The sequence below is a fragment of the Egibacteraceae bacterium genome, assembly GCA_035540635.1.
Taxonomy (GTDB): domain Bacteria; phylum Actinomycetota; class Nitriliruptoria; order Euzebyales; family Egibacteraceae; genus DATLGH01.
In genome coordinates this window covers 1-11879 of sequence record DATLGH010000065.1, presented here as the reverse complement: position 1 = coordinate 11879, position 11879 = coordinate 1, and the positions used below count along the sequence as shown (strand labels likewise).

Below are 11879 nucleotides of genomic sequence, written 5' to 3'. Positions count from 1 at the left end.
CGTTCGCCGTCTGCAACCCCGACGTTGCGCTCGAACCCGACTACCTCGCGCGGGCGCTCGCCGCGCTCGAGGCCGACGAGCGGCGTGCCGCGGTGCAGGGCAAGCTGTGGCGCGGCGAGGAGGCCGACGGGCGCGTCCTCGACACGACCGGCCACCAGGCGTTCGTCACCCGGCTGTTCCGCAACCGCGGCGAGGGCCAGGTCGACCGCGGGCAGTTCGACGCCCCCGGAGCGGTCTTCGGAGTGTCCGGGGCGGTCGCGCTCTACCGCCTCGACGCCCTCGCCGACGTCGCCGTCGACGGCGAGGTCTTCGACGAGGACCTGTTCGCGTTCTGGGAGGACGTCGACCTCGACTGGCGCCTTCAGCTGCGCGGCTGGCACGCCTGGTACGAGCCCGCCGCGCGCGGGTGGCACGAGCGCGGCGGCGCGGGCCCTCGCCGCACGGCGTTCGTGGAGGAGCTGAACTTCGCCAACCGCTTCCTCGTCGTCGCGAAGAACGACCACCTGCCATCGCTACTCCGCGCGCTGCCGGGCTTCGGCGCCACGACCCTGCTGAAGGCCGGCGAGCTTGCGCTCACCGTGCCGAGCGCCCTCGCCCGGGCGCTGCCGCGCGCCCGCCTCCTGTCCCGCATGCGCGCGAAGGGACATGTCGTGCGGGCGCGTGCCACGGTCGACCCCGCGGCGGTGATCAGCCGATGGTTCGAACCGTTCGACTACCGCGCCTGGGTGGCCACCTGGTGGCACCGCGTGCAGGCTGAGGCCCGCCACGACGGCTGACCGGCCGCGTCCTGCACGAGCGTGCGCGGGAGGCGGTCGCCGTCGCAGATCCTTGACATTTTGTCCCAACGCATCTTGACGTCGGGCGGCGCGCACACGAGAATTCCATGATCGTAACTCCATATCTGCGAGTAACGGCGCTTCCCCAGGGTAGAACCGCCCGGGGTGATCGTGAGGCGAGTGGTGAGGGTGATCACCAGGTGCGAGGAGTCCCCCGCCGGCGAAGGAGGCTGTATGCCCATGAACCTGGAGACGCTGCCCTGGGCCCCCCAGGCGAAATGCCTGCAGGGCGACCCGGAGGCCTTCTTCCCGGAGAAGGGCGGCTCCACGAGGGAGGCCAAGCGGATCTGCGCGCGCTGCGACGTGCGCGAGGAGTGCCTCGAATACGCCTTGGCCAACGACGAGCGGTTCGGCATCTGGGGCGGCATGAGCGAGCGGGAACGGCGGCGCCTGAAGCGTATGGCCTCCTGACCGACCGAACGCCGACCCCCGTCGGCTAGCATCGTTCACCGCGAGCGCACCGCGTGGCTGCGTGGTGCCGATGAGTCCTCCGCCTCTTCGTACGCTGGGCTGCCGTCGATGTCCTCGTCCGATCCCGCCTCCAATCCCGCACGCCCCGTTGGGCTGCCCCGCGTCGCCGCGATCCTCGTGGTCCGCAACGGGGCGGAGTGGCTGCCGAGCGTGCTCGCGACGCTCGCCGCGCAGCGCTACCCCGCCCTCGACCTCGTCGTCGTCGACAACGCGAGCACCGACGACTCGGCCGACATCCTCGGGCGCCGGATACCCGCGGACCGGCTCGTCACCCTCCCCCGCAACGCGGGTTACACCCGGGCAGTCGCGAGCGCGCTGACGCATCCCGTCGTCGACGAGGCCGACCTCGTGCTCCTCCTCCACGACGACCTCGCGCCCGCGCCGGACGCGATCGCGCGGCTCGTCCACGCCATGCGCGAAGACCCGGCGATCGCCGTGGTCGGGCCGAAGCTGCGCGACTGGAGCGAGGAGCCGGTCCTGCAGGAGGTCGGCATGACCGTCGACCGCTTCGGACGCGCCGAGTCGCAGCTCGAGCCGGCCGAGCTCGACCAGGGTCAGCACGACCGCCAACGACCGGTCCTCTACGTATCGACCGCAGGGATGCTCGTGCGGAGGGACGTGCTCGCCGAGCTCGGCGGGTTCGACCTGCGCTTCCCCCTGTTCCGCGACGACCTTGACCTCTGCTGGCGCGCGTGGCTGGCCGGCTACCGGGTCGAGGTCGTCCCGAGCGCCGTCGCGTACCACGTCGCCGCCGCGACCCGGGGGGCGCGCGAGCTCGCCGGGCGGGCCGCCCAAGGCCGCTACCTCGCAGAACGCCATGCCCTGGCCACCGTGCTGAAGAACTACGGGGCACGCCGCCTCCTGTGGGTGCTGCCGGTCGTGATCCTCCTCGCCGTGGTGAAGACGCTGACGTTCCTCGCGACGAGGAGGTTCGCGGACGCCGCCGCGGTGGTCCGGGCGCACCTCTGGAACGCCGCGCACCTTCCCACCACGCTGCAGCGCCGGAAGGTCGTGCAGCGGCGCCGCCGCGTCGCCGACCGCGACCTCGGCCGGCTGTTCGCCCCCGGCCTTCCCCGCGCGCGGACGTCCGTCGAGGCCCTCGGCAGCTGGCTCGCCGGGGGCAGCACCCGCGTCCTGCTCGAGGACCCGGAACAGGCGGGTGGGGCGCAGGCCGAGCCCGGGGGGGCCTTCGTGCGCGCGATCCGCAACCACCCCGCGGCCTCCGCCGGGCTGGCGCTGCTCGCGGTCTACCTGCTCGGGCTGCGCGCGCTGCTCGGCGGCGGCCAGCTCGTCGGTGTGGAGATCGCTGCCTGGCCGGAGACGGCGAGGACCTTCCTGCGGGCGTACGCGAGCCCGTGGAACGGCGAGCCGGTCGGGTCGGCCGCCTTCGCGTCGCCGGTGCAGGCCGTCCTCGGGATCGTCTCGCTGCTCGGCTTCGGCAACGCCTGGCTCGCGCAGCGGCTCGTCGTCTTCGGCCTCCTGCCGGTCGCCTGGCTGCTCGCGGTGCGCGCCGGTCGGCTGATGACCGCCCGTCCCGGCCCGCGCCTCCTCGGGGCGACGCTCTACGTGCTGTCCCCCGCGGTGCTCGGGGCGTTGGGCCAGGGCCGCCTCGGTACCCTCGTCGCCGCCGCCCTGTTGCCGGGGATCGTCCTCCTTGCGGTCAGGGCGGCCGACGCCCGCACGCCGCTCGGCACCGCCTGGCGGTCGAGTGCGCTGCTCGCGCTCGCGACGGCGGTCCTCGTCGCGGCGGAGCCTGGGATCGCTCCCGTGCTCGTCCTCGGCTACCTCGGTCTGCTCTTCGTCGCGTTGCGCAATGAAGCGCGCCAGCCGGCCGTCCGCCTCGGCGTCGCGGGCGGGGCGGCCCTGCTTCTGCTGGGCCCGTGGCTCGTCGGCCTCGTTCTCGGGGGCACCGTCGGGGTGCGCACCGGCGCACCGCTCGAGACCCTGCCGCTGTGGCGAGCGCTCGCCGCCGCTCCCGAGGTGCTGCCCGCCTTCGCCGGTACGGCCGGGATCCGCTCCGCGCTGACGGCCGCGGCGGTCGTGGCGGTTGCGGTCCTGCTCGGCCTGCGTACGAGGCCGACCGCGGTCGCGGGGCTCGTCGCCGCGGTGGCCGCCTCGGCACTGCTCGCCTGGGGCGCGACCCGGCTGGGCGCCCGCTGGGTGTGGACGCCCGCTTTGCTGCTGCCTGCAGCCCTGGCGATCGGCGGGCTCGGCGTGATCGCCGCCCGCACCCTCGCCGGAGGGCTGCGCTCGTACGCCTTCGGCACCCGCCAGCTCGCCGTCGTCGTCGCGGTGGTGGCCCTCGGCGCAGGTCTGGCGGGCGGCGTCCTGCGGCTCGCCGGCGGCCCCTGGGAGGGGCTGCGACGCGACCCCCAGCTCGTGCCGGAGTTCGTGGCGGCCGATCAGCCGCGCGTCGGTCCCTACCGCATCCTCCTGCTCGCCGTCGACGACGGGACGGTGACATGGGAGCTCGTCACCGCCCGGGGCCCGAGCATGGTGGACTACGGCACCCGGGCCGACGAGGACCTCATCACGCTCGTCGACGACAGCGTCGGGGGTGCCGTCGGTGGGGCGGACCTCCGCGCGGGCACGCGCCTCGGGCTCGCCAACGTCCGTTACGTCGTCGTGTCCGAGGCCACCCCATCGGACGCGCTCATCGCCGCGCTCGGCCGCCAGCCGGCGCTCGAGCCCCTGCCCTCGGGTGGCGGGCGGGTCTTCCAGGTCGTCTCGTGGCTGCCACGGGCGGTCGTGCTGCCGCCCGGTCCCGGCGAGGCCCTGCTGGCCGCCGGCGACCCGGGAGCAGCTGCGGGCTTCGAGGAGACCGGCCTCGACCGACCGCGCCGGGACCTGTACGTGGGTCGGGAGCCGGTGGCGGAGGGCGGTGTGCTCGTCGTGTCCGAGGGCTCCTCGCCCCTCTGGCACGCCTTTGCGGACGGTCGGCGCCTGGAGCCCCGCGAGGTCGAGGGGATCAACGCGTTCGCGGTCCCGCCCGGCTCGGGGCCCGTGCGTGCCCGCGTGGGGGGCGGGGTGGGTCACCGCACCATCGTGGCCATGCAGGCCCTGCTGCTGCTCGGCGTGGTCTCGCTCGCGTTGCGCCCGCCCGGATTCACGCAGGCCCGCGCCGAGTCGGTCGCCCGGGGGCTGCCGTCCGACCTCGCCGGGGGGGTCGCACCAGCGGCCGTGCCCGCCCGGGACGACACCCAGGGGGTGCGCGGGTGACCGCGGCCACGCCGCCGGGCCCCCCGTCCCGCGAGCAGCGGCGCGCGTCCCTCGCCCTGTTCGCCACGACGGTGGTCGTCCTCCTCGCCCTCGTCGTCGACATCGTCACCGCACCGGGCCCCCCCCGGCCGGCCGAGCCGGTCGCGCAGGACACCGCACAGGCCGGCGCGTGGTACTGCCCCGCCACGGCAGGGGAGGGCGAGTCGGCCGTCCTGACGGTCGCAGCGGTCGGGGAGCAGCCGTCCCGGATCACCGTCGTGCGCTACCCCGAGCGGCGGCCCACCCCCGACCCTGCGGTCGAGGTGGCCCCCGGCGGGGAGCACGCGCTCGTCCTCGGCCCGGGGGAGGCCACGACGCCGGTGGCCGTGCGCTGGGAGGGCGGGCCCGCGACCGCCAGCTGGCGGATCGAGTCGGGGGACACCCCGGGGGCGCCCTGCGAGCCGGGACCGGCCGAGACCTGGCACCTCGCGGGGCTCGACACCGCCGGCGGCTCCCGCTCGACGCTGCACCTGTTCAACCCCTTCGGCGTCGACGCGGTCGCGCGGATAACCTTCGCCACGCCGGAGGGACGCGTCGTGCTGCTGCTCACCGACAACGTCCTCGTGGAGGCCAACAGCACGGCGCGCATCGACCTCGGCCAGTTCCAGCCCGAGCAGCCCGACCTCGGCGCCACCGTCGAGGTGCTCACCGGCCGGCTCGTCGCCCAGGGCGAGCTCGTCCTCGAGCCGGTCGGCGAGCGTCCGGGACCGAGCGGGCGCGCCCTCGTACCCGCGGCCACCGCCGCGCGCGACGACTGGGCATTCGGCTATGCGCGCGTCGACGAAACCTCGTCGTCATGGGTGTCGATCATGAACCCCGGTGCCCGGGAGGCGGCCGTGGAGATCCGGGTCTCCGCGCCGACGCCGGAGGCCGCCATGCAGGAGTACTCGGTGCCCGCGGGGGGCGTCATCGCCGTCGACCTCGCGCAGCTGTCCGAGGAACCGGAGTTCGGCGTGGCCGCCTTCAGCGTGAACGAGGTCCCCGTCGTCGTGCACCGCGTCACAACCCTGCGCGCGGCCGGCCGCGAGGGGCTTGCGGTGTCCCGCGGGGCGCAGCCGTCGGCCCGCTGGGCGCTGGTCGGCGCGGGCGCGGGGGAGCGGCGTGGACGGGTCACCGTGTACAACCCCGGCGGGGAGGAGCTCACCGTCGACGTGGTGACGAACGCCGAGGGCCCGCCGGAGTGGAGGGGCGCCGCGATCCCGCCGAACGGCTGGCTGAGCTTCAACCTCGTCGACGCCGCACCCGAGCAGGGCGAGATCCCGGCCGGGGTCGTCGCGAGCGGCCCGGTCGTCGCCGAGCTCCGCTCCCATCACCAGTCCGGCGGCCTGCGGCTGTGGTCGGCCGTCGGCATCCCCGCGGAGGTGTGGGCGGGCCCCGCGACCCGCCCGCCCGTGCGGCGCGACCCCGCGCTGTCCACCAGACCGCTGGACCGGGGGGCGCCGGGACCGGCAGCGCCCGAGCGTCCCGCCCCGGGCGAGCTGCCGGACGTTCCGGACCCCGATGCGCCGCCTGCGGGGGAAGGCGCCCCGCCGGGGGAGGCGCCGCCGGACGCCGAGCCGGCGCCGGCGGGCTGAGCCCACGACGACGGGGGCGTTCGGCTACGCCCGGTGCTCGGGATTGGGGTAGTCGAAGCGGCACCCCGCATCCCAACCGGTGCGTGAGTTGCCCCCGGCGGGAAACCCGCCCAGGTCCTTCAGCATCCGCGCGGTGTGCAGGAGGTTCCAGGGGCGCGGATCTCGTCGACGGCGACCCCGTTGGCCCGCATGACCTCAACTCCTTCACGCACGAGCGAGAGCGACCCCCCACAAGGGGCGTCTTCAGTGTGCATCCACCACGTCGCGCGCCGCATCCCCTGTGCCCGCCTGGACCCCTGACCCGCGGCGTCGCCTGAGTGGGAATTCCCCCGACGTGATTTATGGTGGGGGCATGCGCCACGCCTCCCGCACCTGCAGCCGGCCGGCCTGTCCAGCTCCCGCCACCGCCTCGCTGTCCTACCGCTACGCGAGCGGTCAGGTGTGGATCGCCGACCTCAGTCCCAGTCCCCATCCCGCGCTCTACGACCTCTGCGCGCGCCATGCCGACGCGCTCACCGTGCCCCGCGGATGGCAGCGCGTCGAGCAGCGGTCGTCGCTCCCCGACGCCGCGGCGCCCGCCCGGCCGGGGCGCGCGGAGGAGCGGGCGCCGGTCAGCGCACCGCTGCGCCGGCCGGCCGGCACCAGTCGCTACGACCGCCTGCGACGGGAGCTGCCCCGAATCGCCGCGCAGCCTGACGAGCGCGTCCCCCAGGGCGAATTCGCGCCGGCCGCCATGCGCGGCGCCCCGACACGCCGGACGGCCTGATGACGGCCCCGCCGCTTCGCGCCTGAGGCCACGCCCACAGCGAGTCAACCCTTGACGAGCATCGATGTGAATTCTTATGTAGCAGGTGGGGCACGGTGAGCCTGCCCCGCGACCTCGTGCGGGCGGTGCGGCGGCTCGACGAGCACCAGCTGCGCCGGCTCGTCATCCTCGCGCGGGGGCTGCTGGTGGGCTCGGCCGGTCCCGTGCTCGAGCCGGAGGACGTCCCCGGCGTGTCGCGCCCCACCTACCGGCAGCAGTGGGTGCGCTGCGGCAAGGACTGCGCCTCCTGCCCCCACGGCCCGTATTGGTACGCCTTCTGGCGCGAGGGCGAGCGGACCCGCTCGCAGTACATCGGGCGCGAGCTGACCGCCGACGTGCGTCGGCTCTGCGCGGAGGCCGACCCGCCCGCCGGATAGCGCCAGGGGCGGTCCCCGCCGGCTCGCGAGCCGTGGAGAGAGGCGCCGAGCGCCGACGGCGGGCCGACCTGGCCGGATGGCCCTACAGGTTCGCGGCCCGCGCGCCGACACCTTCCCCGAGGCTTCACCCCCACCACGATCCCTTGTGAGGACGTCATGAACCGCTGCGTCAAGTGCGGATCCCCCGACCTGTTCGAGATTGACCTCACCGTCGTCGAGGGTCCCGCGCACTTCACCCACTGCCGGGCGTGCGAGCACCGCTACTGGGCCGAGCCCGACGGCTCCACGGCGCTCGAGCTCTCCCAGCTGCTGGCGGGCTGAAGCCGGTCCGTCCCCCGCTCCTGCGCCTGCGCACCCCGTCGGGGCGCTGCCGGGGTCGGGGCAGTCGGTAGGATGCCCCACGTCGCGACCTCCGACGCGCGGGAGCCTGCATGCTCGACCTCACACCCATCGTCAAGGCCTACGACATCCGCGGCCTTGTGCCCGAGCAGCTCGACGCGGAGGTCGCTCGGGCCCTGGGCCGCGCGTGCGCGGTCGAGCTGCACGGCGAGGCGGTCATCGTCGCCCGCGACATGCGCCCGTCCTCACCCGAGCTCGCCGCCGCCTTCATCGAGGGCGTGCGCGCGCAGGGCGTGGACGCCGTCGACATCGGCCTGGCCTCCACCGACCTGCTCTACTACGCCTCCGGGCGTCTCGGGCTGCCGGGAGCCATCTGGACGGCCAGCCACAACCCCGCGGCCTACAACGGGCTGAAGGTCTGCAGGGCCGGCGCCGAACCGGTGTCCCTCGACACCGGCCTTGCGACCATCCGCGATCGGGCGCAGTCCGGTGATCTGCCGCAGGTGCACGCCACGGGGGACCTGCGCACCGACGACCTCATCGACGACTACGCCGAGCACGTGCTGAGCTTCCTGCAGGCCGAGCGCATGCGCCCGGTCAAGGTGGCGGTCGACGCCGGCAACGGGATGGCCGGCCTCGTCGTGCCGCCGGTGTTCGCCGGCCTGCCCGTCGACCTCGTGCCGCTGTACTTCGAGCTCGACGGCACGTTCCCCAACCATCCGGCGAACCCGATCGAACCGGAGAACCTCGTCGACCTCCAGGCCGCGGTGACGGCGGAGGGCTGTGCGCTCGGGCTCGCGTTCGACGGCGACGCTGACCGCATGTTCTGCGTCGACGAGCGGGGCCGCCCCGTGGCGCCCTCCCTCGTCACGGCGGTGATCGCCGAGACGCTCCTGGGGCGCCACCCCGGCGAAACCGTGCTCTACAACCTCATCTGCTCGAAGATCGTGCCCGAGACCATCGAGGCCGCCGGCGGTTCGGCGATCCGCACCCGCGTCGGCCACTCGTTCATCAAGGCGCTCATGAAGGACACCGGCGCGATCTTCGCGGGCGAGCACTCCGGCCACTACTACTTCCGCGACAACTTCCGCGCCGACTCCGGCTTGATCGCCGCCGTCCTCCTGCTCGAGGCGCTCGGAGAGCACGGGGGCACGCTGTCCGAGATCATCGCCCCCTACGACCGCTACGTGCAGTCGGGCGAGGTGAACACCGAGGTCGTCGACCAGGACGCGGCGACCAACCGGGTCGCCGAGGCGTTCTCCGACTCCGGCGACGCCGACTGGGCCGACGGCCTCACCGTGGACGGCGGCGACTGGTGGTTCAACCTCCGCCCGTCCAACACCGAGCCGCTGCTGCGCCTCAACGTCGAGGCGAAGGATCGTGCGACCATGGAGCGCGTGCGCGACCGGGTGCTCGAGCTCGTCCGCACCTGACGGAAGGAGTCCGTTGTTGCCTGTCGACTCGCAACTCATCGAGCTGCTCGTGTGCCCGGCCTGCCATGGCGCGATCGACTACAAGCCCCGGCGCAGCCTCATCATCTGCACGCAGTGCGGGTTGCACTACCCCGTTCGCGACGACATCCCCGTCATGCTCGTGGAGGAGGCCACCCGGCCGGAGAGCAAGAAGCGGTCCTGATGGATCTCGACCAGCCGGATCGCTTCGGCGCGGTCGACCCGGCCGACGCGCTCGGCGACGTGGAGGCCACGAGCGTCCAGTGGGCCGCGGCACCCCGGCCCCCGCGCATCGACCTCAACGGTGTGGACAGCGTCCTCGTCACCGGCGTCGGCGGGTCGGGGATCTGCGCCGACGTCGTCGCGGGTCTTGCCGCCGAGCGCCTCGCCGTCCCCATCGTCGTCCACAAGACCTACGGGCTGCCCGCGCACGTCGGGAACCGCTCCCTCGTCGTGGCGGTCTCGTGCTCCGGCAACACCGAGGAGACGCTCTCCGGCGCTGAGGAGGCGCTGCGCCGCCGCGCGGGGCTGCTCGTCGTCGCGGGTGGGGGCCGCCTCGCCGAGCTCTGCGAGGACCGCGGGCATCCCTGGGTGTCGGTGCCCCGGGCATGGCAGCCCCGCCACTCGCTCGGCGCCCTCGCCGTCCCAGTCCTCGCCGCGCTCGGCCTCGACGACGGGCTCGAGGAGACCCTCGCCGTGCAGCGCGCGGTGCTCGCCGCCTGCGGCCGCGACGTCCCGTGCGCGGACAACCCGGTCAAGCGGCTCGGTGCGCGCATCGCGGAGGCGGGCATCGTCGTCGTGCAGGGCGCGCGACCCCTCGCCTCCGTCGCCGCCTACCGGTTGAAGTCCCAGCTGAACGAGAACGCGAAGGTCCCCGCGTTCTTCGGCGAGCTGCCGGAGGTGACGCACAACGAGATCGTCGGCTGGCAGGATCACCCGGACCTTTGGAAGGACACCCCGCTCGTCCTCATGCGCGACCCGCAGGGCGAGCATCCCCGCATGACCCGGCGGATCGGCCATCTCGAGGACCTCGCGGCGGACCATCTCGACGAGGTCGTCGAGCTCACCGCCCACGGCGGGCCGCCGCTCGCCCGCCTCGCGTCGCTGCTCATGCTCGCCGACCTCACGAGCATCTACGCCGCACTGGCCCGGGACTGCGACCCCACCCCGATCGCGCTCATCGACCGGCTGAAGGAGGAGATGTCGCGCGAGTGAGCACGAGCATGCCTCTCCCCGGCGTGGACCCCGACCCGAGCCGCCTTCCTTGACCGACCCCGGCGCCAAGCTCCGCGCGCGCCTCGGCGCGTTCCGTCCCGCGCTGCTGCTCACCCTCGGGTCGGGGCTGGGCCAGCTCGCGGACGAGGTGCGCGAACCCCTCGTCGTGGGACTGTCCGACCTCGGCCTGCCCACGGCGACCGTGGCCGGGCACGCCGGCCGGCTCGTCGCCGGATGGCTGCACGGGCTGCCCGTCCTCGTCCAGCAGGGCCGGCTGCACCTCTACGAGGGCCACGCCCCCGGGGACGTCACCGCCGTCGTGCGCGCCGCCGCCGACGCCGGGGCCGGCACATGCGTCTTCACGAACGCCGCCGGCGGCCTGGCCGACGGGCTGCAACCGGGCAACCTCCTCGTCATCAGCGACCAGCTCAACCTCACCGGCCGCACCCCCCTCGTCGGCGCGGAGTTCGTCGACATGGCCGGCGCCTACGATCCGACGCTGCGGGCCGCGGCGCACGCGACCGCCGCGGACCTCGGCGAGCACCTCGCCGAGGGGGTCTACGCGGGGGTGGCCGGGCCCGCCTACGAGACCCCCGCGGAGGTGCGGATGCTGCGCACCCTCGGAGGGGACGCCGTCGGCATGTCGACCGTCCTCGAGGTGATCGCGGCGCGGGCCCGCGGGCTGCGGGTCCTCGGGGTCTCGGTCATCACGAACGTCCACCGGCCCGGTGGCACGCCGACCGACCACGCCGCCGTCCTCGAAGCCGCGCGGACGAGCGGGACGCGCCTGGCCCGGGTGCTTCGGGCGCTGCTTCCGCGAGCCGCCGCCTGATGGGCACCGACGTCGTCCTCGTCGTCGCGGCGCTGGGCTTCGCGGTCGTGAACGGCGTCAACGACGGGGGGGCCCTGGTCGCCACCGGGCTCAAGGTCCCGAGCCTGCCCCCCTTCGTGGCGATCGCGATGCTCGGCGCCGCGATCGTCGTCGCGCCCCTGGTCGTCGGCACGCAGGTGGCGACGACGCTCGCCACACGGCTCGTGTCGTTCTCCGACGACGGGGCGCTCGTCTCGGGCGAGACCGGGCTGCTCGTCGCTGTCCTCACCGCGGTCGCGGTCGTCGGGTTCCTTTCGAGCCGCGGCCTGCCGACGAGCCTCACGCTCGCGCTCGTGGGCGGCATCACCGGTGCGGGGCTCGGCGGGGGGCTGCCCGTCTCCCACGCGACGCTCGTCCTCGTCCTGGCCGTGGGGCTAGCCGCCCCGGTCGTTGGGGCCGGCGCAGGCTTCGCGCTGTCGCGCTTCGCGGGCTTGCTCCCGAGCCGGCGTCCGGTCGGCCGCCGCGTGCGCACGACCCACGTCGGCGCCTTCGCCCTCCAGTGCCTCGCCTACGCCGGCAACGACGGCCAGAAGATGTTCGCGGTGATGGCGGTCGCCACGGGCGGAGCGCAGGAGGTGCGGCTGCCGCTCGCCGAGGTGGCACTCCTCGCGCTGCTCTTCACGGTCGGGCTCGTGGTCGGCCTGCGTCCCGCGGCCGGCACCCTGTCGGCGGAGATCGTGCC

12 protein-coding genes are annotated in these 11879 nt (G+C 74.6%); all 12 read left to right on the top strand.

The window, feature by feature from the left end; translation table 11 throughout:
• Window positions 1-776 (top strand): glycosyltransferase family 2 protein (locus tag VM324_11025; protein ID HVL99812.1); only part of this gene is annotated, 776 nt, incomplete at its 5' end.
• Between the two features lie 240 nt (window positions 777-1016).
• The gene (locus tag VM324_11020; protein ID HVL99811.1) at window positions 1017-1247 is read left to right on the top strand and encodes a WhiB family transcriptional regulator; all 231 of its coding nucleotides are present in this window, start codon (window positions 1017-1019) and stop codon (window positions 1245-1247) included.
• Between the two features lie 108 nt (window positions 1248-1355).
• A complete protein-coding gene (locus VM324_11015; protein HVL99810.1) occupies window positions 1356-4526 on the top strand; it encodes a glycosyltransferase in 3171 nt (1056 codons plus the stop codon).
• Window positions 4523-6139, top strand: coding sequence for a DUF5719 family protein (locus VM324_11010; protein ID HVL99809.1), 1617 nt, complete (start codon window positions 4523-4525; stop codon window positions 6137-6139). Before VM324_11015 ends, VM324_11010 begins: the two co-directional genes overlap by 4 nt.
• A gap of 352 nt (window positions 6140-6491) precedes the next feature.
• A complete protein-coding gene (locus VM324_11005) occupies window positions 6492-6905 on the top strand; it encodes a DUF3499 family protein (GenBank protein ID HVL99808.1) in 414 nt (137 codons plus the stop codon).
• 95 nt (window positions 6906-7000) lie between these two features.
• The gene (locus VM324_11000; GenBank protein HVL99807.1) at window positions 7001-7321 is read left to right on the top strand and encodes a hypothetical protein; all 321 of its coding nucleotides are present in this window, start codon (window positions 7001-7003) and stop codon (window positions 7319-7321) included.
• Between the two features lie 156 nt (window positions 7322-7477).
• Window positions 7478-7642 carry a hypothetical protein gene (locus VM324_10995; protein ID HVL99806.1) on the top strand — a complete coding sequence of 55 codons (165 nt, stop codon included), beginning with the start codon at window positions 7478-7480 and terminating at the stop codon, window positions 7640-7642.
• Window positions 7643-7752: 110 nt separating this feature from the next.
• Complete coding sequence (locus VM324_10990) at window positions 7753-9093, top strand: phosphomannomutase/phosphoglucomutase (protein HVL99805.1); 1341 nt, start codon at window positions 7753-7755, stop codon at window positions 9091-9093.
• 16 nt (window positions 9094-9109) lie between these two features.
• Entirely contained in the window at window positions 9110-9295 is a 186-nt protein-coding gene (locus VM324_10985) for a Trm112 family protein (protein HVL99804.1), read from the top strand.
• Window positions 9295-10326, top strand: coding sequence for a bifunctional phosphoglucose/phosphomannose isomerase (locus VM324_10980; GenBank protein HVL99803.1), 1032 nt, complete (start codon window positions 9295-9297; stop codon window positions 10324-10326). Before VM324_10985 ends, VM324_10980 begins: the two co-directional genes overlap by 1 nt.
• Window positions 10327-10375: 49 nt before the next feature.
• Window positions 10376-11158 (top strand): purine-nucleoside phosphorylase, encoded by a 783-nt coding sequence (locus tag VM324_10975; GenBank protein HVL99802.1) that lies wholly within the window; start codon window positions 10376-10378, stop codon window positions 11156-11158.
• Window positions 11158-11879: inorganic phosphate transporter (locus tag VM324_10970; GenBank protein HVL99801.1), on the top strand; the 722-nt coding region annotated here is incomplete at its 3' end. The genes VM324_10975 and VM324_10970, both read left to right, overlap by 1 nt.